The 23,119-nt window shown below is 72.3% G+C and carries 21 protein-coding genes; 9 read left to right on the top strand and 12 right to left on the bottom strand.

Annotated elements, in window-relative coordinates; genetic code table 11:
- Window positions 1-70 precede the first annotated feature (70 nt).
- Window positions 71-3,997 carry an ATP-dependent RNA helicase HrpA gene (hrpA, locus tag FLW16_RS11630; protein ID WP_142560008.1) on the top strand — a complete coding sequence of 1,309 codons (3,927 nt, stop codon included), beginning with the start codon at window positions 71-73 and terminating at the stop codon, window positions 3,995-3,997.
- A 48-nt stretch (window positions 3,998-4,045) separates the two neighbouring features.
- On the opposite strand, the gene FLW16_RS11625 is transcribed toward hrpA, so the two are convergent.
- The gene (locus FLW16_RS11625; RefSeq protein ID WP_142560007.1) at window positions 4,046-5,575 is read right to left on the bottom strand and encodes a gamma-glutamyltransferase family protein; all 1,530 of its coding nucleotides are present in this window, start codon (window positions 5,573-5,575) and stop codon (window positions 4,046-4,048) included.
- 64 nt (window positions 5,576-5,639) lie between these two features.
- Here FLW16_RS11625 and FLW16_RS11620 point away from each other — a divergent pair, with 64 nt between their 5' ends.
- Complete coding sequence (locus tag FLW16_RS11620) at window positions 5,640-6,293, top strand: HAD family hydrolase (RefSeq protein WP_142560006.1); 654 nt, start codon at window positions 5,640-5,642, stop codon at window positions 6,291-6,293.
- A 131-nt stretch (window positions 6,294-6,424) separates the two neighbouring features.
- On the opposite strand, the gene FLW16_RS11615 is transcribed toward FLW16_RS11620, so the two are convergent.
- The 3 genes from FLW16_RS11615 to FLW16_RS11605 all read right to left on the bottom strand — a co-directional run bounded on the left by FLW16_RS11615 (window position 6,425) and on the right by FLW16_RS11605 (window position 9,947).
- Entirely contained in the window at window positions 6,425-6,997 is a 573-nt protein-coding gene (locus FLW16_RS11615) for a hemerythrin domain-containing protein (protein ID WP_142560005.1), read from the bottom strand.
- Window positions 6,998-7,092: 95 nt separating this feature from the next.
- Window positions 7,093-8,577, bottom strand: a complete 1,485-nt coding sequence (locus FLW16_RS11610; protein WP_260615173.1) for a serine/threonine-protein kinase — start codon at window positions 8,575-8,577, stop codon at window positions 7,093-7,095.
- 35 nt (window positions 8,578-8,612) lie between these two features.
- Window positions 8,613-9,947, bottom strand: coding sequence for an SGNH/GDSL hydrolase family protein (locus FLW16_RS11605; RefSeq protein ID WP_142560003.1), 1,335 nt, complete (start codon window positions 9,945-9,947; stop codon window positions 8,613-8,615).
- 470 nt (window positions 9,948-10,417) lie between these two features.
- Here FLW16_RS11605 and FLW16_RS11600 point away from each other — a divergent pair, with 470 nt between their 5' ends.
- On the top strand, window positions 10,418-11,215 hold the full coding sequence (locus FLW16_RS11600; protein ID WP_142560002.1) for a tyrosine-protein phosphatase: 798 nt from the start codon (window positions 10,418-10,420) through the stop codon (window positions 11,213-11,215).
- A gap of 27 nt (window positions 11,216-11,242) precedes the next feature.
- On the opposite strand, the gene FLW16_RS11595 is transcribed toward FLW16_RS11600, so the two are convergent.
- Window positions 11,243-12,055, bottom strand: coding sequence for an SDR family NAD(P)-dependent oxidoreductase (locus FLW16_RS11595; protein WP_142560001.1), 813 nt, complete (start codon window positions 12,053-12,055; stop codon window positions 11,243-11,245).
- 100 nt (window positions 12,056-12,155) lie between these two features.
- On the opposite strand from FLW16_RS11595, the gene FLW16_RS11590 reads away from it, so the two are divergent.
- Window positions 12,156-12,776: a TetR family transcriptional regulator gene (locus FLW16_RS11590; RefSeq protein WP_142560000.1), complete on the top strand. Its 621-nt coding sequence runs from the start codon at window positions 12,156-12,158 to the stop codon at window positions 12,774-12,776.
- A gap of 7 nt (window positions 12,777-12,783) precedes the next feature.
- On the opposite strand, the gene FLW16_RS11585 is transcribed toward FLW16_RS11590, so the two are convergent.
- Window positions 12,784-13,884: a Gfo/Idh/MocA family oxidoreductase gene (locus FLW16_RS11585; RefSeq protein WP_142559999.1), complete on the bottom strand. Its 1,101-nt coding sequence runs from the start codon at window positions 13,882-13,884 to the stop codon at window positions 12,784-12,786.
- Between the two features lie 51 nt (window positions 13,885-13,935).
- Window positions 13,936-14,841, bottom strand: a complete 906-nt coding sequence (locus tag FLW16_RS11580) for a proteasome assembly chaperone family protein (protein WP_142559998.1) — start codon at window positions 14,839-14,841, stop codon at window positions 13,936-13,938.
- A 116-nt stretch (window positions 14,842-14,957) separates the two neighbouring features.
- On the opposite strand from FLW16_RS11580, the gene FLW16_RS11575 reads away from it, so the two are divergent.
- Together FLW16_RS11575 and FLW16_RS11570 are read left to right on the top strand one after the other, a co-directional pair.
- Entirely contained in the window at window positions 14,958-15,359 is a 402-nt protein-coding gene (locus FLW16_RS11575; protein ID WP_142559997.1) for an ankyrin repeat domain-containing protein, read from the top strand.
- Between the two features lie 175 nt (window positions 15,360-15,534).
- The gene (locus tag FLW16_RS11570; protein ID WP_185949372.1) at window positions 15,535-16,407 is read left to right on the top strand and encodes a 4-epi-cubebol synthase; all 873 of its coding nucleotides are present in this window, start codon (window positions 15,535-15,537) and stop codon (window positions 16,405-16,407) included.
- 21 nt (window positions 16,408-16,428) lie between these two features.
- On the opposite strand, the gene FLW16_RS11565 is transcribed toward FLW16_RS11570, so the two are convergent.
- The gene (locus FLW16_RS11565) at window positions 16,429-18,537 is read right to left on the bottom strand and encodes an AAA family ATPase (protein ID WP_142559995.1); all 2,109 of its coding nucleotides are present in this window, start codon (window positions 18,535-18,537) and stop codon (window positions 16,429-16,431) included.
- 325 nt (window positions 18,538-18,862) lie between these two features.
- Here FLW16_RS11565 and FLW16_RS43595 point away from each other — a divergent pair, with 325 nt between their 5' ends.
- A complete protein-coding gene (locus FLW16_RS43595; RefSeq protein ID WP_185949386.1) occupies window positions 18,863-19,030 on the top strand; it encodes a hypothetical protein in 168 nt (55 codons plus the stop codon).
- On the opposite strand, the gene FLW16_RS11560 is transcribed toward FLW16_RS43595, so the two are convergent.
- From FLW16_RS11560 to FLW16_RS11550, 3 genes are read right to left on the bottom strand one after another with little or no spacing between them, the layout of a single operon-like run.
- Complete coding sequence (locus FLW16_RS11560) at window positions 19,027-19,548, bottom strand: ATP-binding protein (protein ID WP_142559994.1); 522 nt, start codon at window positions 19,546-19,548, stop codon at window positions 19,027-19,029. The genes FLW16_RS43595 and FLW16_RS11560 overlap by 4 nt on opposite strands.
- The gene (locus FLW16_RS11555; protein WP_079313607.1) at window positions 19,532-19,726 is read right to left on the bottom strand and encodes a DUF5999 family protein; all 195 of its coding nucleotides are present in this window, start codon (window positions 19,724-19,726) and stop codon (window positions 19,532-19,534) included. The genes FLW16_RS11560 and FLW16_RS11555 overlap by 17 nt, the downstream gene beginning before the upstream one ends.
- A 5-nt stretch (window positions 19,727-19,731) precedes the next feature.
- The gene (locus tag FLW16_RS11550) at window positions 19,732-19,887 is read right to left on the bottom strand and encodes a hypothetical protein (protein WP_185949371.1); all 156 of its coding nucleotides are present in this window, start codon (window positions 19,885-19,887) and stop codon (window positions 19,732-19,734) included.
- Between the two features lie 209 nt (window positions 19,888-20,096).
- Between FLW16_RS11550 and FLW16_RS11545 the strand changes: the two genes are divergently transcribed.
- Window positions 20,097-20,447, top strand: a complete 351-nt coding sequence (locus tag FLW16_RS11545) for a response regulator transcription factor (RefSeq protein WP_221891025.1) — start codon at window positions 20,097-20,099, stop codon at window positions 20,445-20,447.
- Between the two features lie 30 nt (window positions 20,448-20,477).
- Here FLW16_RS11545 and FLW16_RS11540 read toward each other — a convergent pair whose 3' ends face one another.
- Complete coding sequence (locus FLW16_RS11540; RefSeq protein ID WP_260615172.1) at window positions 20,478-21,137, bottom strand: response regulator transcription factor; 660 nt, start codon at window positions 21,135-21,137, stop codon at window positions 20,478-20,480.
- A gap of 104 nt (window positions 21,138-21,241) precedes the next feature.
- On the opposite strand from FLW16_RS11540, the gene FLW16_RS11535 reads away from it, so the two are divergent.
- Window positions 21,242-23,092 carry a DUF4118 domain-containing protein gene (locus FLW16_RS11535; protein WP_142559990.1) on the top strand — a complete coding sequence of 617 codons (1,851 nt, stop codon included), beginning with the start codon at window positions 21,242-21,244 and terminating at the stop codon, window positions 23,090-23,092.
- The last annotated feature ends 27 nt before the right edge of the window (window positions 23,093-23,119 follow it).

Here is a 23,119-nt window from a genome sequence, read left to right as displayed (position 1 = left end):
CCGCCAGGAAAGGGCCGCAGGAAAACGGCTGGCAGATCGGCGGGGGGTGTTGCCTATCCTTGAGCATGGAATGAACACGCTCGCCGATCTCCAGGCCCGCCTCCCCGACCTGATGCTGCGCGACCAGCGCAGGCTGCGCCGCCGTCTCGACGGCATGCGCCGGGTCCGCGACCGCGCCGCCCGCCAGTCCGTCGTCCAGGAGATCGCGGGGGACGTGGAGGCCGCGGAACGCCGCGTGGCCGCGCGCCGCGCGGCCCTCCCCGCCCTCAGCTACCCTCCCGAGCTGCCGGTCAGCCGGCACAAGGACGACCTGCTCGCCGCCATCAGGGACCACCAGGTCGTCATCGTGGCCGGTGAGACCGGCTCCGGGAAGACCACCCAGATCCCCAAGATCTGTCTTGAGCTCGGCCGGGGGGTCCACGGCGTCATCGGCCACACCCAGCCGCGCCGCATCGCCGCCCGCACCGTCGCCGAGCGCATCGCCGAGGAGCTGTCGATCGAGCTGGGGGAGGCGGTCGGCTACAAGGTCCGCTTCACCGACCACTCCAGCGACGGGACGCTGGTCAAGCTGATGACCGACGGCATCCTGCTCGCCGAGATGCAGACCGACCCGCTGCTGCTGCAGTACGACACGCTGATCATCGACGAGGCGCACGAGCGCAGCCTCAACATCGACTTCATCCTCGGCTATCTCAAGCAGCTCCTCCCCAAGCGGCCCGACCTCAAGGTGGTCATCACCTCCGCGACCATCGACCCCGAGCGGTTCGCCAGGCACTTCGCCCAACCGGGCGGGGAGCCGGCGCCCGTGATCGAGGTGTCCGGACGCACCTATCCCGTGGAGGTCCGCTACCGCCCGGTCGACGAGGACGACGACCAGACGCAGGCCATCGTCGACGCCGTGGACGAGCTGTGCGCCGAGGGGCCGGGCGACATCCTGGTCTTCCTCAGCGGCGAGCGGGAGATCCGCGACACCGCCGACGCGCTCAAGGGCCGTCCCGAGGAGGTCCTCCCGCTGTACGCGCGGCTGTCGGCCGCCGAGCAGCACCGGGTCTTCCAGGCGCACAGGGGCCGGCGGATCGTGCTGGCCACCAACGTCGCCGAGACCTCGCTGACCGTTCCCGGCATCAAGTACGTGGTCGATCCGGGCACGGCGCGGATCTCCCGCTACAGCCACCGGCTGAAGGTCCAGCGGCTGCCGATCGAGCCGGTCTCCCAGGCGTCGGCCAACCAGCGCAAAGGCCGCTGCGGCCGTACGTCGGACGGCGTGTGCATCCGGCTCTACTCCGAGGAGGACTTCCTCTCCCGGCCGGAGTTCACCGACCCCGAGATCCTCCGTACGAACCTGGCGAGCGTCATCCTGCAGATGACCTCGCTGGGCCTGGGCGACATCGCGGCGTTCCCGTTCGTGGAGCCGCCGGACAGCCGTCAGGTCAGGGACGGCGTCAACCTGCTGCTCGAGCTCGGCGCCCTCGGGGACAAGGCCGCGGGCCGGGAGGCGGGGAAGGGCACGCAGCTCACGCCCCTCGGGCGCAAGCTGGCCCAGCTTCCGGTCGACCCCCGCCTCGCCCGGATGGTGCTGGAGGCGGACAAGAACGGCTGCGCCCGCGAGGTGATGATCATCGCGGCCGCGCTGTCGATCCAGGACCCGCGCGAGCGGCCGGCCGACAAGCAGCAGGCGGCCGACGAGAAGCACCGTCGCTTCGCCGACAAGGAATCGGACTTCCTGACCTACCTCAACCTCTGGAACCACCTCCGCGACAGGCAGAAGGAGCTGTCGTCGAGCGCGTTCCGGCGGCTGTGCAAGGCCGAATACCTCAACTACCTGCGTGTGCGCGAGTGGCAGGACATCGACAGCCAGCTCCGCCAGGTGGCCAAGACGCTGGGCATCGTGCCCAACAGCGTGCCCGCCGACCCCCAGCGGATCCACCAGTCGCTGCTGGCCGGCCTGCTGTCGCACATCGGGGTCAAGGACGTCGTCGAGAAGCGCAGGCAGGACGGCCGCAGGCCGATCACGGAGTACATCGGCGCCCGCAACGCCCGCTTCGCGATCTTCCCCGGCTCGGCCCTGGCCAAGGCGCAGCCGCAGTGGGTGATGTCGGCCGAGCTGGTGGAGACCTCCCGGCTGTGGGCCCGGGTCAACGCCAAGATCGAGCCCGGCTGGATCGAGCCCCTCGCGCAGCATCTGGTCAAGCGCACCTACAGCGAGCCGCACTGGGAGAAGGACCAGGCCGCCGTCGTCGCGCTGGAGAAGGTCACGCTCTACGGCGTGCCGATCGTGACCGAGCGGAAGGTCAACTACGGCCGCATCGACCCCGAGCTGAGCCGGGAGCTGTTCATCCGGCACGCGCTGGTCGACGGCGACTGGCGCACCCACCACAAGTTCTTCCACGAGAACCGCAAGCTGCTCGAGGAGGTCGAGCGCCTGGAGGAGAAGGCCCGCCGCCGCGACATCCTCGTGGACGACGAGACGCTGTTCGACTTCTACGACCAGCGGATCCCGGCCGACGTGGTCTCGGGCAGGCACTTCGACAGCTGGTGGAAGAAGGCGTCACGGGAGACGCCCGAGCTGCTGACCTTCTCGCAGGAGATGCTGGTCAACGACAGCGCCGGGGTCAGCGCCAGGGACTACCCCGACGCCTGGCGGCAGAACGGCCAGCGGATGCGCCTGACCTACCGCTTCGAGCCCGGGGCGGTGGAGACGGGCGAGGCGGACGGCGTGACCGTCCACATCCCGCTGGCCGTGCTCAACCAGGTCGACCCGACCGGCTTCGACTGGCAGATCCCCGGCCTGCGCGAGGACCTCGTCACCGCGCTCATCCGGTCGCTGCCGAAGAACCTGCGCCGCAACTTCGTGCCCGCCCCCAACTACGCCAAGGCCGTGCTGGAACGCGTACGGCCCGGCGGCGAGCCGCTCCTCGGCGCGCTGGAGCGCGAGCTGCGGGCGCTGACCGGCGTGGAGGTGCCGCGCGACGCGTGGGCCCTCGACCAGCTCCCCGCCCACCTGCGGATCACCTACCGGGTGATCGACGACCGCAAGCGCACGGTGGCCGAGGACAAGGACCTGGAGGCGCTCAAACGGCGGCTCGCGCCGAAGCTGCGCGCCACGCTGTCGAAGGCCGCCGACGACCTCGAACGCGACGGCCTGCACGGCTGGACGATCGGCACGCTGCCGAAGGTGTTCGAGCAGGGCAGGATGCGGGCCTACCCGGCCCTGGTGGACGAGGGCACGAGCGTCGCGGTCCGGATGTTCGAGACCGAGCGCGAGCGCGACAGGGCCATGTGGGCGGGCACCAGGAGGCTGCTGCTGCTCAACGTGGTCAACCCGGCCAAGGCCATCCTGCGGACCCTGACCACCGCGCAGAAGCTCGCGCTCAGCCGCAGCCCGCACGGCGGGGCCGCCGCCCTGTTCGACGACTGCACGGCGTGCGCCGCCGACACGCTGATGGCGGAGGCGGGCGGGCCCGTCTGGGACGAGGCCGGGTTCGAGCGGCTGCGCGACCACGTGCGCGCCTCGCTGTTCGAGACGACCGAGGAGGTCGTCTCGCGGGTGGAGCGCGTCCTGGCGGCCTGGCACGCCGCGCAGAACCGGCTCGGCGCGCTGGGCGGCGCCGTGGCCGATCTCAGGGCCGACATCGCCGAGCAGCTCGACGGGCTGGTGCACGACGGGTTCGTCACGGAGACGGGCTACGACCGGCTGCCTGACGTGCACCGCTACCTGCGGGCGGTCGAGCGCCGGCTCGACAAGCTCCCGGACGACCCGCACCGCGACCGCGAGTGGATGCACCGCGTGCACGACGTCGAGGACGAATACCGCGACCTGCTCGACCGGCTGAAGCCCGCCGAGCGGGACGTCAAGGCCGTGCGGGACATCCGGTGGATGATCGAGGAGCTGCGGGTGAGCTTCTTCGCCCAGCAGCTCGGCACGCCCACCCCGGTCTCGGAGAAGCGCATCCGCAAGGCCATGGAGCAGGTCGAGTCCGCCGCCCGGGCCGGCTGACCTGAGTAGCCGATCTGGGAGCCTGGCCCGGGCGGCCGGGTTTCCCGTTCAGCGACCCAGGGCGGCGCCGATCAGCGCGCGGGGGTCGGCCGCCCCGGCGAGCATGCCCGACGGGAGCAGGTCGATCAGGTGGGCGTGGCCGAAGTTGGAGCCCCACTCCACCGTCTCGACGGCGTGCCCGCGTTCGCGCAGGCCGTCCGCCCACGGCGCGCCCTCCTCGACCTCCACAAGGGGGGCGGACCGCCAGGTGTCGAAGCCGGTGCCGCTGCCGAGCGCCCAGCGCGGCGCGCCGATCGCCTCGCCGGGCGTCTGGCCGTGCGCGAGCAGGCGGGTGACGAGCTGCAGCAGGATCTGCGGCTGCGCGTCGCCGCCCATCGTGCCGAGGACCGTGCGCAGCGTCCCGTCCGGCCGGGTGACCAGCGCCGGGCACAGCGTGTGGGGCGGCCGGCGGCCCGGGCCGTACTCCGCGGGATGGCCGGGTGTGAGCGAGAAGCCGATGCCGCGGTTGTGCAGGTTGATCCCGGTGCTGGGCTCGAAGAGCAGGCTGCCGAAGCCCGACGCGTTCGACTGGATGAGCGAGACGCCCATGCCGTCCCCGTCGACCACGCACAGGTACGTCGTGTCGCCCGGCCCGGCGGGAGCGTCGGGCAGGGGGGAGCGCCGCTCGGGGTCGACCAGCGCGCGGCGGGCGGCGGCCGTGCCGAGCGGCGCGACGGCGGCCTCGTGGAGGACGTCGAGCCGGTCGTGCCCGGCGGCCCTTGCCGACTCCATCAGCAGGTGGGCCCAGCGCGGGTCGGCCGGGTCGGCGGGCGGGCCGAGCTCGGCGAGGATCTCCAGGGCCAGCAGGAGCAGGTAGCCCTGGGAGTTCGGGGGAACGGTCCAGACGCGGTGCCCGAACACCTCGGCGCTCAGCGGCTCGACCCAGTCGGCGTTCGGCCGGGCCAGGTCCTCCTCGGTGTACTCGCCGCCGCCCAGCTCCAGCAGGCCCTTGCCGAACTCGCCCTGGTAGAACCCCGCCCGGCCGCCCTCGCCGAGCGCAGTGAGGGCCCTGGCGACGCCGGGCCTGCGGATCACGTCCCCGGCGCGGCGGGCGGCCGCGAAGTCCCCGGCTCCGGGCAGCGAGCCGATGAACTCCCCGCCAGGGGCGAGCAGCGGCGAGGCGGGGAAGCCCTCCGCCGCGAGGCGGATCGCGGGGGCCAGCAGGTCGGCGAGCGGCAGGCGGGCGTACCGCTCGTGCAGCGCCAGCCAGCCGTCGGCGCAGCCGGGCACCGGGACCGAGCGGATGTCGTACAGGTGGGGCATCCGGCCGAGGCCCTCCGCCCGCATCCGGCCGGGGTCGGCGCCCGAGCCCGCCCGCCCCGAGGCGTTGAGCGCGCTCACGGTTCCGTCGTGGACGAGGGCGAACAGGTCGCCGCCGAGACCGCACATGTGCGGGGCGGTGACCGCCAGTACGGCGTTGGCGGCGATGGCCGCGTCCACCGCGTTGCCGCCTTTGTCGAGCACGGCGACGCCCGCCGCCGAGGCCAGATGATCGACCGTGCACACCATGCCGTTCAGGGCATACCGAGTCTCGCTCACGTTCGGCGATGTTACGGCACACCGTAGAGTGGCTGCCGTAACAGGATGAAAGGGAGAGGCGGTCATGGTCCGGGCACTCGTGTTCGACGTGGGGGAGACGCTCATCGACGAGACCCGGATCTGGTCCCGGTGGGCCGACCGGCTGGGCGTGCCGCGCCTGACCTTCATGGGGGTGCTCGGCGGCATGGCCGCGCTCGACCGGAGCCATCGGGAGGCGTTCGAGCTGATCAGGCCGGGGATCGACCTCGACGCCGAGATGGAGGCGTGGCGGCGCGAGGACCCCGGCGGGCTGCGCGAGAACTTCGACGCCGACGACCTCTACCCGGACGTGCGGCCCGGCCTCGCGGCCCTGCGGGAGGCCGGCTACGACCTGGTCGTGGCGGGCAACCAGCCGCCCCAGGCGTACGACGCGCTGGTCGCGATGGACCTGCCGGTGGACGGGATCCACACCTCGGCGGGATGGGGAGTGGAGAAGCCCGATCCCGCGTTCTTCGCCAAGGTCGCGGCGGTCTGCGGCCATGAGCCCGGGCAGATCCTGTACGTCGGCGACCGCCTCGACAACGACGTCCTGCCGGCCGCGCGCGCCGGGATGCGGACGGCCCTGCTGCGCCGGGGGCCCTGGGGCTACCTGCACTCCGAGCGCCCGGACGCCGCCATGGCCGACCTCGTCGCCGACGGCCTCGCCGACCTCGTCCACCTGGTCCCCACGCTCGGCTGATCAGGGGCGCGGCCGGCGGGCCGTACGGGGCCGGTGAGCAGGTGCTGGAACACGTAGCCGTTGGTCGCGGCGCTGTACGCCTGCCTCTGAAGGTCCGCCGGGGGACGGGCAGCGCCGCGACGCGGGCGCGCTCAGCTCTGCGCCTGCTTCTTCCGCTTGACGGCGGCGATCAGCTCGTCCTTGCTCATTCCCGACGCACCCTCGACGCCCAGTTCCCTGGCCTGGTGCAACAGCTCGTCCTTCGTCCGCGAGCGCGGCTTGATCGGAGCGGCCAGCACCTCGGCCTTCCGCTTGCTGAAGGCCTTGCCGAGCTGCACCCGCTCCTCGAAGGGGACGGCCTTCTCCAGGACCGGGAGGATGTCGTTCTCCTCCTCCTCGACGTGGTGGGTCACCGCCTCGATCAGCTCGTGCAGCAGCGTGTCGAACTCGGGGCTCTCCGGGGCGGTCTCCAGGAGCTGGGAGATCATCTCCTCGGCCTCGTGGTGCTCCTCCGTGCCGTGGTGGACCTCCTCCTTCTCCTCGGGCTGCCGCTTGGCGAGCACGGGGTAGACCTCGTCCTCCTCGCCCTCGCTGTGGGCGATGAACTTCGCCGCCAGCTCCGCGAGGAGGGCCGGCCGGTTCTCCGGCATCTTCTGGAGCCGCTCGAACAGCGACTCCACGTCGCGGTGATCTTCCTTGATCAGGCTGATGACGTCGGTTGCCATGGGTTCCTCCTGTGGGTGGACGCGCTCGCACTACCCGGCGTCACCGTGCTCACACCGGTCCCGGCAGGATCTGCGCGGTCGCCGCCAGGCGCCGATCAGGAGTCCTTGGTGAGGGTTCCCTCGTAGGCGAACAGCCCGAGGTCGTCGGTGTGGCGGTAGGCGAGGCCGTCGCCCTTGCGGGTGAGCACGACGTCGCCAGGGACGCACTGCGGGACGTCCTCCAGCCGGAACGTGAGCGCCGAGCCGGACGCCGCGGTCAGCCGCAGCGTGCCGTCGCAGGAGTTCGCGGGCTCCTTCCACCTGCCGGACGGCTTGCCGCGCTTCAACTCGATCTCGATGTCGTACTCGCTCGTGAGGAGGCCGGCGGTGGGCGCGATGTGCCCCCGCCACTTCCCCTCGAACGCCTGCGGGATGCCCGCGGGTGCGGAGGCCGTCGCCCGGTCCGTCCCGCCCGTGTCGCCGGGTTCGGGGGCGGTCGGCGTCGGTTCCGCCGCGTACGTGCTCCGGGCGGGGGTGGCCGCCTGGGGCGTGGGGGACGGGCCGCCGGACATCGCGGCCAGGCGCGGGACCAGCAGCGCGGCGGTGATCCCGAGAGCCGCCACGGCAGCGCCTGCCCCGGCCAGGACCCGGGTGCGCGACCCGCCCCGGCCGCCACCCGGAACGGTATCGGCCGCCCCGGACTTCACGGCCGGACCCGCCGACGGCGGGGGCGCCGTCCACGGGGACGGGTCGTACGGCTGCGCGGGCCCGGTAGGAGGGACGTCCGCGTCCGTACGCACCGGGCCGGGCGCGGTGCCGACCAGTTCGAGCAGCAGGTCGCGGGCGGCGGGGCGGGCGGCGGGGTCCTTGGCGAGGCAGCGTTCGACCAGAGCGCGCAGGGGCGGGGGCACCGGCGTCAGGTCCGGGAAGGTCGTCATGATCCGGTGCAGCACGGCGGCGACGTTGCCGGCGCCGAACGCCGCCCGGCCGCTGGCGGCGAAGACGATCGTCGCTCCCCACGCGAACACGTCGGAGGCGGGGGTGGCCGGATGTCCCGCGATCTGCTCGGGCGCCAGGTAGGCCGGGGTGCCCACCGGGCCCGCGGTCATCGTCTCGCTCTCGCCCTGGCGGGCGATGCCGAAGTCGACCACGCGGGGACCGTCCGGCCCCAGCAGCACGTTGCCCGGTTTGAAGTCGCGGTGCACGATGCCCGCGCCGTGGATCGCCGCCAGCGCGGTCGCCGTCCCCACCGCGAGCCGTTCCAGCTCGCCTCCGCGCAGCGGCCCCGACGCGGTCACCCGCTGCTGGAGCGAGGGGCCGTCGACGAACTCGCTCACGACGTACGGCTCGCGCCCGTCCACCATCGCCGTGATCACTCTGGCGGTGCAGAAGGGAGCGACGCCGCGCAGGACGTCGAGTTCGCGCGCCAGCCGTGCCCGTACGACGGGGTCGAGCCCGGTCTTGAGCACCTTCACCGCGACCGGAGCGCCGTCGGGGGCATAAGCCAGGTAGACGACGCCTTGGCCGCCCTCGCCGAGACGTCCGCTGATACGGAACCCGCCGAGCGTGCGCGGGTCGTCGGGCTCAAGGGGGGCGACCATGGTCACACGGTAGCGACCCCGCGGCCGTTCGGGGATCAGAGCAGGCGGGGGTTCACCGCGTCGGCGAGCGCGAGCCGCCCGGCGTCGCTCAGGTGCAGGTGATCGCCCGAGTCGTACGAGACGGCCAGCTGTTCGGGGAACTCGGGGTCGCGTACGGCCCGGTCGAAGTCGAGGACGCCGTCGAACACCCCGCTCGTGCGGATCCACGTGTTCAGCCGCTGCCGGATCTCCTCGCGCTCCGGAGTCCAGGTGCTCCAGCCGTAGAAGGGGGTGAGCGTGGCGCCCAGCACCTTGACCTTGCGGGCGTGCGCCTCGCGGATCAGCCTCTTGTATCCGTAGGCGAGCGGCTTGATCGAGGTGTAGTCGCCCCGGGCGATGTCGTTGATCCCCTCGTAGACCACCACGGTGCGCACCCCCGGCTGGGACAGCGCGTCGCGGTAGAACCTGCTGAGACCGCTCGGGCCGACGTTGGGGAGCAGCAGCCGGTTCCCGGCGATGCCGGCGTTGAGCACCCCCATCCGCCGCGACGGCGACTGGTGGGCCAGCCGCTGCCGCAGGTAGTCGGTCCAGCGGCGGTTGGCGTCGATGGCCTGGCCCGCGCCGTCGGTGATCGAGTCGCCGAACGCGACCATCGAACCGACCGTGGCGCCGCCCGCCTCGACCGCGATCCTGTCGAGGAAGTACCACTGCGTGCTGGTGTAGGTGAAGCCCGCGCCGCTCTCCTCCGCCGCGTGGTCCCCCGGGTCCGACAGGTAGGTGGTGCTGTAGGCGCGTTCGTGCCCGGTCACACCCCTGACCGTCCCGGGCAGGTGGAGGCTGACGACCAGGGCGGAGCCGCCGGCGATCCGGCCCGGGATCGGGTCGCTCCAGACGGCCTGGCCCGGCGGCACCCTCACCGAGGCGCGCTTGCGGAAGGTCACCGGCCGGTTGGTCCCCGCGAGGATCTCGGCGCCGTACGCCTGGACGCCCACGTGCACGTTCGCGAACGTCACCGGCGCCGCCCCGAAGACGTTGGACAGGCGCAGGCGCATGCCGGCGCCGCCGACGCTGGCGCGCACGGCCATCCGCACGGTCTGCCCGCCGAGTGCCGCCGTGATCCGGTCGGTCGACGTGGTCCACGCGCCGACCAGGCGGTGCTGTACGGACGAGTCGCCACCGGGCCTCGGCGCGGCCGCGCGGTGCCTGTGGGTCGCCGACGCCGCTGCGAGTCCTCGGGCGGCGGAGGACGAAGCGGTGGAGGACGAAGCGGCCGCGGTGCTCGCGGCCGTGAGGGACTCCGCGTGGACCGGCGCCATGGGAAGCGCCGCGGTCGTGCCGCTGACGGCGAGGGCGAGAGCGGCCATGGTCAACCGGTGAGCCGGCCGTGCCATCCGGGTCCTCCATTTGGGTGTGGCTGCCTGGTGCGGGTCCGTGGCGGCCCCGCTTCCGATCACTCCGCCGAGACCGTTGATCGAGAAGCGTCCGCGACGCCATACATTACGGCTGTTTGGCGAACACTGGGGAAGAACTTGACCGTCAGGCGTAACAGTCGCTCCCATTCTGGTTGAATCCCGACTGTAGCCGTGCCCGTTCTCCGAGCCGTCCGATGTCGACCGCATGTCCTGGAGGACCTGACGGATGCTCCCGTCCACGCGCGACGACGCGGCGACCCGCAGGGCGGCCTCGCGCGCCCGGACCCTGCTCGACCGCGTCACGCCTCCCTGACCCGGCGGTTCCGCACATCACGCGCCTCGGTGCAGAAGGGACATTGAGTCAGGTAGCGGGACCGATGCGACAGCGGGTGCAGATCTTCACTCTGCACTCATTCTTCCGTCATAGAGGGACGGATAGGCTCGGCATGATGAATGCATACGAGCGTTGGATCGTTCTGGAAGGCGCGGCGAACGTACGGGACCTCGGCGGGCTGCCCACCACGGACGGCGGGACCACGGTGCCCGGCCGGATCCTGCGGGCCGACAACCTGCAGGGCCTGACCGAGGGGGACATGGCACTGCTCGTGGGCGACCTCAAGCTGCGGCACGTGGTCGACCTGCGGTCGGAGACCGAGGTACGCCTGGAGGGGCCCGGTCCGCTGACCCTCCTGCCGGAGGTCGGCATCCACCACCACAGCCTGTTCGCGGAGGGCGGGCACCTCACCGACGTCGAGGCCGACACCATCGACGACAGGGCCCTGCCGTGGCAGGGCGAGCGGGACGAGGAGGACCTGGCCGAACTCCGCGTGACCGGCTACTACTACGGATATCTGCGCGACCGGCCCGACTCGGTGGTGGCCGCCCTGCGGGTGCTCGCCCGAGACGACGGCATGGCCGTGGTCCACTGCGCGGCGGGCAAGGACCGCACCGGAGTGGTCTGCGCCCTGGCGCTCGCCGTCGCGGGGGCCACCCGGGAGGCGATCATCGAGGACTACGTCGCCACCGGCGAACGGCTGGAGGGCATCCTCGCCCGGCTGCGCGCCAGCCGCACCTACCGTGAGGATCTCGACTCGAAGCCGGCCGACAGCCACCTGCCGCGGCCCGAGTACATGGACCAGTTCCTGTCGACGCTGGACGACCGGTTCGGCGGCCCCCTCGGCTGGCTGCACACCCACGGCTGGACCGACGCCGACACCGAGGCCCTGCACGGCCGGCTGCGCGACTGACCTCCGGCCCCGCTCCCCGAAGCGGGGTCAGGTGAGGGTTTCGCCGCCGTCGACGGTGATGACCTGGCCGGTGACGTAGTTGGCGGCCATGAGGAAGACGGCCGTGGCGGCGGCCTCCTCGGCGGTGCCGAAGCGGCCGAGAGGGGTGGACGTTCCGGCGGCGGCGACCGCGTCGTCGGAGTCCAGCCCCGGCAGCGAGCGCAGGAGCGGGGTGTCGATCCGGCCGTAGCGGACGGTGTTCACGCGCACCCGTGCGGGGGCGAGTTCCACGGCGAGGGCCCTGGTGAGGGTCTCCACGGCGCCGGCGAGCGACAGCGGGACGGTCATCCCGGGGTAGGGGCGGACCACGAGGATGCCCGAGCTCAACGTGAGCGAGCCTCCCGCGGGAAGCCGGGTCGCCGCCGCGCGGGCGACGGCGAAGACCGTCTGGAGGGGGCCAGAGCCGAGGGTCGTGCGGATGTCGTCGGCCGACAGCCCGGTCAGGGGGCCGGCGCCGCTGATGCCGCCGGCGGTGACGTACACGTGGTCGACGTGGCCCGCCCGGTCGAAGGCCTCGGCGAGGGTCTGCTCGTCTCCGCCGTCCCCGGCGACGCCCAGCACGGCGTCGTCGGCGTCCTCGGCCGGGCCCGCGTCGCGCACCCGGGAGACGGCGGCCTTCAGCCGCTCGGGGTCGCGGCCGACCAGCACGACGCGGGCGCCGACCGAACGCAGCAGGACGCCCGCCGCCAGCCCGATGCCCGAGCTTCCGCCGACGAGGAGGGCGGTCGTGCCGGAGAGGGCGCTCGGCAGCGGCGACCGGACGGGGATGGGGGTCACAGGGCTCAGTGTCTCGGTGCTCATCGGAGTGCCTTTCGGTGAAATAAACCATCTGGTTGTTTTATTGCTGACTCGATACTGCCGCCTGGACGGCGGGGAGTCAACCGGATGGTTTAATTCCTTCATGGCCTACGACGCGGAGGACACCAGACGGCGGATCTTCGACGCCGCCGCCGCCGAGTTCGCCGAGCACGGCCTGGCCGGGGCCAGGGTGGACCGCATCGCGACGGCCGCCAAGGCCAACAAGCAGGCCATCTACCTGTATTACGGCAGCAAGGAGAAGCTGTTCGCCGCCATCCTGCGGGCGAAGCTGGAGGAGGTCCGCGACTCCGTCTCCATCGATCCCGACGCGGTGGCCGAGTCGGTCGGGCAGATGTTCGACTGGTATCGGGAACACCCGGAGCTGATCAGGCTGCTGCTGTGGGAGGCGCTGGAGGCGTGCGACGAACCCGGCGAGAGCGAGCGGGAGCGGCGTGACGCCTTCCGCGAGAAGGTCGGCCAACTCGTCGACTCGGGCGCGGTCGGCCACCTTCCCGAGGACGCGCGGGTCCGCGCCTGCCAGGACCTGCTGTTCACCGTCATGGGACTGATCTCGTGGAACTTCGCGGTGCCCCGGATGTGCCGCCTCGTTCTGGACGAGGAGACCGAGCAGGCCGCCCTGGCCCGCCGTCGTGAGACGGTGATCGAAGTCGCCCGCAGGCTCGCCACCGCCCCCGGCGCCCCCGCGGCGCGGGCCCCGGAGTGAGCGGACGCTATTCCTCCCGATCGGGGAGGGTGACCACCTGGCCGCGGGCGGCAGAGAGGGCGGCGGCCTCCAGGACGGCGATCGTTTCGGCCGCGCCGTCCGGCTCGACCGGAGGCGGCGCGCCGTCCCGCAGGCAGGCCACGACGCCCTCGTAGAACCGCTGGTACGCCCCGGGCTCGGTGGGCACCGGGCGGGCGTCGCCCTCGGCCCCGAGCGTGCCCCAGCGTTCCGAGGACTCCGCGCCCCATCCGGTGCCCGCGCCCGAACTCCTGCCCGGGCCGAAGTCGGCGGCGTCCGGGCGCTCGCCCGCCCGCAGGCGTTCCTCCTGGGGGTCCAGCCCCCACTTCACGTACGACGCGCGGGAGCCGAGCACCCGGAACCTCGGGCCGAGGTTCGCGGCCACCGCGCTCATCCACAGGTGCGAGCGGGTCCCGCTCCGGTGGGTCAGCGCGACGAACGCGTCGTCGTCGTTGCGCACCCCGGCCCGCCTGACGTCGGTCTCCGCGTAGACCTGGGAGACCGGGCCGAACAATCGCAGGGCCTGGTCCACCAGGTGGCTGCCGAGGTCGTAGAGGGTGCCGCCGATCTCCTCCGGGCCGCCCGACTCGCGCCAGCCGCCCTTGGGCACCGGCCGCCACCGCTCGAACCGCGACTCGAACCGGTGGACCTCGCCCAGCTCGGGCAGCAGCCGGCGCAGCGTCAGGAAGTCGCCGTCCCAGCGCCGGTTCTGGAAGACCGTCAGCATCAGCCCGCGGTCGCGCGCGAGCCGTACGAGGTCGCGGGCCTCCGCGGCGGCGCCGGCCAGCGGCTTGTCGACGACCACGGGAAGCCCGGCCTTGAGCGCCTCGGTCGCCAGGGGCACGTGCGTGCGGTTCGGCGTCGCGATCACCACGAGATCGCACCGGTCCCACAGGTCGTCCGCGGCGGGCACGACGTCCGCGCCGGGGTGTTCGGCACGGACGCGCTCGGCCCTGGCGGGGTCGCGGGTGACGACGGCGGCGAGGCGCAGTCCGGGCGTGGCGGCGATCAGCGGCGCGTGGAAAAAGGATCCGGCCGGACCGAAACCAGCCAATCCGACGCGGATTTCGGGGAGATCTGAGGGCGGCATGAGGGGCGAGGCGTCCTTCTGACGGGTCGGGGGCGGGCGTTTCGCGGCGGCTCAGGAGTCGCGGTCGTCCCGTTCGGCGAGGAACGCCTCGAACTGGGCGGCGAGCTCGTCACCCGTGGGCATCTGCGCCTCCTCGGCCAGCAGGCTCTCCCGTTCGGCGCCCGACTGGAACGCGTCGTACTGCTGCTCCAGGCCGCGGATGGCGACGGCGAGCTCCTCGGACGCCGCGATCTGCTCCTCGATCTCGGTGTTGGTCTTGTCGGCCGCGTCCCTGAGCGCGTCCATGGGGAAGACCAGCCCGGTGCCGCGGGTGACGGCCTCCAGCGCCGTCACGGCGGCCTGCGGATACTCCGCCTGGGCGAGGTAGTGGGGCACGTGGACGGCGTAGCCGAGCGCGTCGTGACCCTTCGCCCCGAGCCGGAACTCGATGAGCGCGGCGAGGCTCCCCGGCACGCGGACCTTGCCGAAGGGGCTGCTCTGCCCGTGGACGAGGTCGGGGCGCGTGGCGTGGGCCGTCATGCCGAGCGGCCGGGTGTGCGGGACGCCCATCGGGATGCCGTGGACGGTCACCAGCCTGCCGATGTTGAGCCGGGTCACCAGCATGCCGACGGCCTCGGTGAACAGCTCCCACTCCCGGTCCGGCTCGGGGCCGTTCATGATGAGGAACGGCGTGCCTGTGACGTCCTTGGTCAGGTAGACCGCCAGCTCAGGAGTGTCGTAGTCGCTCCAGTGATCGGTGTCGAAGGTCATCGCCGGGCGGCGGGACCGGTAGTCGAGCAGCCGGTCCACGTCGAAGGTCGCGATGACCCGGTGCTCCAGTTCGGCGAGGAGGTGCCCCAGGGCCAGCCGCCCGGCGGCACCGGCGTCGACGAACCCCTCGAAGTGGTAGAGCAGCACCGGATCGGTCAGCTCGGGCAGGTCCCCGTCGAGCCGATAGAGATCCGTGGGGTCGGACACGTGTCCCAGCCTTTCTCACGAAGTCTTTACCTACTGAACCTACGGGACCCCCGGTCGATTCCGTGCGTCTTCCGTGCTCGATTCCGGAGGGGTAGCGGCGACCTTACCGTTGGACTATGGGGAACATGCAGCCGGACCCTGAGCTGGAGGAGTTCGCCACCAGGCTCTTCGATCTCGCGAGGTCGGGGCGGACCGAGGCGCTGTGCGCGTACGTCGACGCGGGCGTGCCCGTCAACCTGCGCAACCAGAAGGGCGACACCCTGCTCATGCTGGCGGCCTACCACGGGCACGCCGCCACGGTGCGCGCCCTGGGCGAGCGGGGCGCGGACCCCGACCTCGCCAACGACCGCGGGCAGACCCCGCTCGCCGGCGCGGTGTTCAAGAAGGAGCCCGAGGTCGTGCGGGCGTTGCTGGAGCTGGGAGCCGATCGCTACGCCGGGACGCCGTCGGCCGTCGACGCCGCCCGCATGTTCGGGGACGCGGAGATCGTCACCCTCATCGAGGGCTCATCCGGCTGAGTGGGTCTGTCCGGACGATGTGTCCGTAATTATGGTAAGGCTGGCGCCGATCATCTGGTAGGACCATGCTTGTCGGATGGCTACTGCGAAAGCGGATTCCCTCAGTGGGCGCCCCCTCCGCCTTCCCTCGCTCACCTGCCCCTTCCCGAGTGCCGTGAACCCGCACGTCGACGAGGTGAACCGAGACACGCTGGCCTGGCTGACCGCCTCCGGCATGATCGCCGACGACGACCAGCTTGAGCGTTTCCGGCTCGCCCGCTACGGATGGCTCGGCGCCCGGACCTACCCGTACGCCTCCCGGGAGCTGTGCCAGCTCGTCACGGACTGGTGCGTGTGGCTGTTCGCGTTCGACGACGCCTACTGCGAGTCGGACCGGCGGGCGGCCGAGATCGCCCGCGCCCTGCCCCAGCTCTACAGCGTGGTCGAGGACAACGAGGGGGACGAACCCGTCGAGAACGTCTTCGCCCGCGCGCTCCTCGACATCAAGACGCGGATCGGGAAACACGGCACCGCCGACCAGCTCGACCGGTGGCGCGCGACGACCAAGGACTATCTGTTCGCCCAGGTCTGGGAGGCCGCCAACCGGGAGGACGACGTCGTTCCCACGATCGACGACTACATCTTCATGCGCCGCAGGACCGGTGCGATGCTCACCGTCTTCGCGCTGATCGACGTCGCCGCGGAGGTCTGCCTCACGACGGACGAGTGGCGCCATCCGGTGGTGCACGAGATGACCGAGCACGCCAACGACGTGGTCGTCTGGGACAACGACCTCATCTCGTACGCGAAGGAGCGAGGTGAGGCGAACATCCGCAACAACCTCGTCAGCGTGCTGGTCGGGCACACCGGCTGCACGGTCCAGGAGGCGATGGACCGGATCGGCGGGATGCGCGACGAGGCGGTCGCCGCGATGGCGGCGCTCAGCCCCGCCACCGAGGCGCTCGGCTCGCCCGCCGTCGACGCGTACGTGAACGGCCTGAAGTACTGGATCAGCGGCAGCGTGGACTACTCGCTGACCAGCTCCCGGTACGTCGGCGCCTGGCAGTGATCACCGTGGCCGGCGGCCCGGTCAGTCCAGGTGGAAGTCGTCGAGGTCGTCCAGCGCGTACTCGACGAGGTCGCCCAGGCTGAACCGGGTCCCGGCGGCGTACGCCTCGTCGTAGGCGGCGTCGCCGATCAGCTTCTTGCACTCCTTGACGCACTGCTCGTGCTCGGTCGTGAAGAACGGCGACCCGAACTGGGGCAGCCCGAAGGTCCGCCAGTTGGACTGGGCCGCCCCGAGGAGGGTCGCCGTCCGTTCCGGCTCACCGGCCTCGAGGTTCAGGGTCGCGAGGTTGTCCACGCACAGGACGATCCCGAGCACGTCGTGGAAGTGCCGCTTGATGCGCAGCGCCTCCTTGCACGCCACCAGCGCCTCGTCGCGCCTGCCGGTCGCCCGGTGGACGAGGGAGGAGACGTACCAGGCGTAGGACCGCAGCCACAGCTCGCCGCGCTCCTGGCAGACCTGCAGGCAGTCGACCAGCAGCGTCTCCGCCTCCTCGAACTCGCCCTGCGCGAGCAGCACCATGGACAGCTCGACGATCGCCGGCAGCAGGCCCGGGTTCAGCTCCCGGCCGCCGCGGTGGAACTCGATCGCGACGCCGAGCAGCGCGGTCGCCTTCTTCGCGTCGCCCTGCAGCATGGCCGCGGTGCCCTGCATCTTGGTCGCGAGCAGCACCGCGCCCGAGTCGCCCACGCGTACGGCGTCGGTGCTGCACTGCTCGGCCGCGGCGAGCGCGCCGGCCATGTCGCCCTGGGCGCTGCGGATGTAGGCCAGCACCCACAGGGCCTTACAGCGTTCCTTGCTGGGCGAGGGGCTGGCCTTGAGCGCGCGCTCCAGGTAGATCACGCCCTCCCGGGCGAAGCCGCAGGAGACCCACAGGAACCACAGTGCCGACAGCAGCTCAAGACCGACGCGCTCCTCGCCCGGAGTGGACAGGCAGTAGTCGAGGGCGACGCGGATGTTGTCGTGCTCCTGGCGCATCCGCGTGTACCAGTGGACCTGGCGCGGCCCCGACCACGAGTGTTCGCTGCGCTCGGCGAGCTCGAGGTAGTAGTCGCGGTGGCGGCGACGCAGGTCCTGCGTCTCGCCGAGCTTGTCCAGCCACTCGCCGCCGTACTGCCGCAGCGTGTCGATCAGCCGGTAGCGCTGACCGGCCGGGGTGGGGAAGCTCAGCAGGACCGACTTGTCGACCAGGCCGCCGATCACGTCGAGGATCCGGTCGGAGGGCAGGGCGTCGCCGGCGCAGACGTGCCGGGCCGCCTCCAGTTCGAAGTCGCCGGCGAACACCGACAGCCGCGCCCACAACAGCCGCTCGGCCGGCTCGCACAGCTCGTGGCTCCAGCCGATCGCCGCGCGCAGCGTCTGGTGGCGCGGCAGAGCCGTACGGCTGGCTCCGGCGAGCAGGCTGAACCGGTCGGCGAGCAGCGCGAGGATCTGCTCGACCGACAGCGTGCGCAGGCGCACGGCGGCCAGCTCGATGGCCAGCGGGATCCCGTCGAGGCGGCGGCACAGCTCGGCGACGGCCGTGATGTTGTCCTCGTCCACCCCGAAGTCGGGCACGACGGCGGAGGCCCGCGCGCCGAACAGCTCGACGGCCTCGTTGGTGAACGCGTTGTCCGCGGGGTTGTCTCCGGGCACGGTCAGCGGCGGCACGGCGGCCGTGTACTCGCCAGGCGCGTTGAGCGATCGCCGGCTCGTCGCGAGGATGCGCAGGTGCGGCGCCGTGTCGAGCAGTTCCTGGGTGAGCTGGGCGCACGCGTCGACCAGGTGCTCGCAGGTGTCCAGGATGAGCAGGAGCTCCCGTTCTGCCAGCCACTCGGCGAGGGTGTCGGCCCCTCCACGCGGCGACTGGTCGGCGATGCCGAGCGCGGCCGTGATCGTGTGGTAGACCATCGCCGGGTCCTGCAGCCGGGCCAGGTCGACGTACCAGACGCCGTCCCTGAACTGCCGTCGCACCTGGTGCGCGACCCGCAGCGCGGTGCGCGACTTGCCGACCCCGCCGATGCCCGTCACGGTGATCAGCCGGTACTCCTGCAGCTTCTGTCGCAGCGATGCGAGCAACCGCGTCCGCCCGACGAAGCTGGTCAGCTCCACGGGCAGGTTGCCCTCTTGCCGCCATCCTGCTGGCGTTGCCATGCCGCCTCACGGGGGGGTTCGTCCGGCGTGCTCCCTGCTCCCGCATCGTACCTTTGGGTGCGGTTGGCTGTCCGGTGGTACGGGCGTGACGTTTGCCCGGCGATGAGGCGGGGTGATCTCCCCTTGGGGCAAGGAGTCCCAGCCTCCGCCCGGCCGTGGCCCCGGTTCCACGACTGCCCGGGACTCCACGGCTCTCGGGACTCCACGGCTTTCGGGATCTCCACGGCTCACGGGGACTCCACAGCTCTCGGGGACTTCACGGCCGCCCGGCTCCCCGGCGCTCGCGGCTTCGCGGCTCCGGGCGGAGCCCAGTAGCATTGGGCGCGTGAGTGTGCAGCATCCGGATGACATGCGTCCGGTGGACCTCTTCGACGAGGGGCTGCCGGTGCTGCCCGACCAGACGAGCGACGACACCGACCTCGGGTGGGGCGATTGGCGCTCCGACTCGGACGTCTCCCACCTGCTGGAGGAACGCCCTCCTCACTGGGACTAGGACCGCGCCGCCAGCTCGAACCAGACGGCCTTCCCCCTGCTCGTCGGGCGCACGCCCCAGGAGCGGGACAGGGACTCGACGATCAGCAGCCCCCGGCCGCCCTCGTCGTCCGGTGACCTGTCCCGGGCCCGCAGCGGAACGCGCGCCTCGTCCTCGACCTCGCACCTCAGGACGCCGTCCCGCAGCAGGAGCGTGAGGACCGGTTCCCCCCGCCCGTGCCGCAGGGCGTTGGCGACCAGCTCGCTGACCAGCAGTTCCGCCACCTCGGGCACCTCGCCCTCCGCGCCGCCCGCCCAGTCCCGCAGCGTGGAGCGGACGAGCCGGCGCGCCCGGCTCGTGGAGGACGGGACGGCGGGGAGCACCCAGGAGGCCCGGCGCGCGTCCGGCACGCCGTCGTCGGCCGCGTCGTCCGGCGCGGCCGGGAGCCGTTCCCCCGGGAAGGCGCCGTCCGGCCGCCGGGTCATGGGGACGAGCGCGGCCACCCCTGCCACACCCGTGGACTCACGCGGCCTGCGCATAGCAGGCCCGGTGGGGCAGAAGGCTCCGGCCGTCGGGCAGCAGTTCGCCGGTGTCCTCGAACACCACGACACCGTTGCAGAGCAGCCCCCACCCCTGCTCGGGGTGGAAGGCCACGAGACGGGCGGCGTCGTGGTCGGGGGCGTACGCGGGCGGACACGGCGGGGTGTGCGGGCACATGTGTGTCACCTCGATCCTTCAGCAGGCGGCGGGCAGTTCACGAAGATCCGGGACGTGCCGGCGGCCCGCTCCGGGCCCGCAGCGGGCCCGACCGGCGTCGGCGCGGCCGAGCCCCGGCCGGTGGCCTCGCCGGCCCACGCCTCGTGGCGGTCGGTCGGCATCGCCGCCTCCTTCCGGGCCTCGGGTGATCTCGCCTGCCGCGCGGTCGCTCGCTGACACCTCCCACGATGGCCTCTGGGAGGCCCCGCCGTCTGCGCTGGCAGCCCCCATGCGAAGGGCGTGCCCGCGGCACCCCGGCATGCCAGCTAGCTGCAATGACGCGGACGCGCTCCGATGTCACTCTGAAGATGTGCCCCTACGGTGTCTCATCGTGGACGACAGCGACCACTTCAAGGAGGCCGCCCGCCTGTTGCTGGAGGCGGACGGCGTCGCCGTCGTGGGCGTCGCGTCCTCGACCGCCGAGGCGCTCGGCCGGCTCGGCGAGCTCCGGCCGGACGTCGTGCTGGTCGACATCGACCTGGGGGAGGAGAGCGGGTTCGACCTGGCCCGGAGACTGCACGACGCGGGCGACCGGGAACCGCCCCGGGTCATCCTGATCTCGACGTACGACGAGCAGGACTTCGCCGAGCTGATCGCGACCAGCCCGGCCGTCGCCTTCCTGTCGAAGCCGCGCCTGTCGGGACGGGCCATCGACGAGATCCTGCGGGGCGCGGACGCCTGAACCGGCCGTGCGGGCGACACCGGTACGGCCTCAGCGGGCGTCGAGGAACGCGAGCACCGCGAGCACGCGGCGGTGGTCGTCCTCCGTCTCCGGCAGCCGCAGCCTCCCCATGATGCTGCGCACGTGCTTTTCGACCGTGCCCTCGGTGATCCAGAGTTTGTGCGCGATCCCGGCGTTCGAGCGGCCCTCCGCCATGAGGGAGAGCACCTCGCGCTCACGCTGGGTGAGCAGCTCCAGCGGATCCTGCCGTCGGCGGGCGTTGAACAGCTCGGTCACGAGGCTGGGGTCCACGACCGATCCGCCGTGGAGGATGCGTTCGAGCGCCTCGACGAAGTCGGACACCGCGGTCACCCGGCTCTTGAGCAGGTAGCCGATCCGGTGCCCGGTGGCGAGCAGCTCCATCGCCTGGTCGACCTCGACGTGCGCCGACAGCAGCAGGATGCCCACTTCGGGGAGCTCCGCGCGGATGACCTTGGCCGCCTCGACGCCCTCCGTCGCGTGCCCGGGAGGCATCCGGATGTCGATCACGGCCAGGTCCGGACGGCGTTCCCGCACGAGGGCGAGCAGCTCGGCCGCGTTCCCCGCCTGGCCGGCGACCTCGAACCCCGTTCGCTCCAGCAGGCTGGCCAGCCCCTCACGCAGCAGGACGTCGTCGTCCGCCAGCACCACTCGCGTCCGAGTCTCGTCCACCGCTCTGCCGCCTTCGTCACGTGCCGGTCCGGCGCGGCGGGCGACGGCGTTGACCAGGGCTTTCGCCCGTACCTCTATCCGTCCTGCGAGAGTAGTGTGGCCTTGTGCGCGCGCGGTTGCTGTCGTTGCTGCTACGCGCGAGCCGCCCGCCTCTGGTGTGGGGCATCCTGACGGGCGCCGCATGCGTGGCAGCCGAGACGTTCATAGCCTTTGCGCTGGCGCAGGTGGCGCCCAGCAATGCCCTGGACGTAGTTTACCTGCTCGGTGTTCTCGTGGTCGCGTACCTCTGGGGCGTGTGGCTCGGTGTGATCGTCGCTCTGGCCAGCGCGATGGTCTACGACTTCTTCCAGGTCCCGCCCCTCCATCAGGTCAGCATCTTCACCGGCTGGACGTGGGTGCCCCTGCTGGTCTTCCTGGCCGTCGGGCTGCTCGTGAGCGCCGCCGCCTCGCTGATGCGGTCCCTGGTCGTCGAGGCGGAGGAACGCCGTCGCGAAGCCGATCTCGACGCCAGGACGGCCCGTCTCCTCCTGCGCGCCGAACATCTGCGCGCGGCGCTGCCGGTCGTGGCCCGGCGCCTGGCGCAGGGACTCGGCCTGCCGTTCCTGGCCATCGAACTCGGGCCGGTCGGCGACGACCCGCGCCACACCACGCTGCGGCTGACGGACGACGGCGCCGGGATCGGCACGCTCGTCGTGCCCGCCGGCCTGCCGGCGGCCATGATGCGCCGCCTGCGGGAGCGCGTGGTGCCCTCGCTGGAAGCGGTGCTGGTGGCGGCGCGCGACCGCGAGGCCATCAGCACCGCCCTGGCGGCGAGCCGGGACGAGCTCGCCAGGATCGCCGAGGAGCAGGCCGCTCTGCGACGGGTCGCCACCTTGGTCGCCCGCGGAGTCCCGCCGACGGAGATCTTCGGTGCGGTCGCCCGTGAGATGGGCCTGATCGTGAACGCGGACCACACCGCGATCGAGCGCTACGAGCCCGACCGGGCGGTCGTCCTGGCGGGCTCGTGGAGCGCGCCGGACCGCAGGTCGCCGCCGCCGGTCGGCTCGCGCCGCCCGCTCAGGGAGAGCGGCCTGTCCGCCCTCGTCCTGCGAACGGGACGGCCAGGCAGGATGACGGTGGACGAGGGCGCGGCCGGCGAGCTGGACGGGTGGGCCAGGGACGAGCAGATCGTCTCCGCGGTCGCCAGTCCCATCGTCGTGGAGGCGCGGCTGTGGGGTGTGATGATCGCCTTCTTCTGCGGCCGGGAGCCGCAGCCGGACGACGTCGAGGAACGCATGCGGGACTTCACCGAGCTCGTCGCCACCGCGATCTCGAACGCCGAGGCCCGCGACGAGCTCGCCGCCTCGCGCGCCCGCGTGGTCGCGGCCTCGGACGAGACCCGGCACCGGATCGAACGCGACCTGCACGACGGGGCCCAGCAGCGCCTCGTCTCCCTGGGGCTGGAGCTGCGGGTGGCGGAGGCGGCCGTGCCTGCCGAACTGCCCAAGCTCAAGCAACAGCTGTCCCACACGGCCGAGGGCCTGACGCTGGTGCTGGAGGACCTGCGCGAGCTGTCCCGCGGCATCCACCCGGCGATCCTGTCCAAGGGCGGGCTCGGGCCCGCGCTGAAGATGCTCGCGCGCCGCTCGGCCGTCCCCGTCGAGCTGGACGTACGGGTCGACGGGCGCCTCCCGGAGCGGGTCGAGGTGGCGGTCTACTACATCGTCTCCGAGTCGCTGACGAACGTGGCCAAGCACGCCCGGGCCTCGACGGTGTGCGTCGAGGTCGACGCGGCGGGCGACGCCGCGAGAGTCGCGATCCGCGACGACGGGGTGGGAGGCGCGGATCCGGCCAGGGGCTCGGGGCTCATCGGTCTCATCGACCGCGTCCAGGCGCTCGGGGGCACGATAGGGGTCGTCAGCCCGGCCGGCCGGGGCACCACGCTGACGGCGGTCATCCCGATCGGCGACGGCTGACGAAGCGGTCACGGCCGACGGCCTACG

It is taken from the genome of Microbispora sp. KK1-11 (assembly GCF_006874435.1).
GTDB classification, from domain to species: domain Bacteria; phylum Actinomycetota; class Actinomycetes; order Streptosporangiales; family Streptosporangiaceae; genus Microbispora; species Microbispora catharanthi.
The sequence above is the reverse complement of the archived record's forward strand: the minus strand, read 5'-3'. Positions and strand labels throughout refer to the sequence as shown.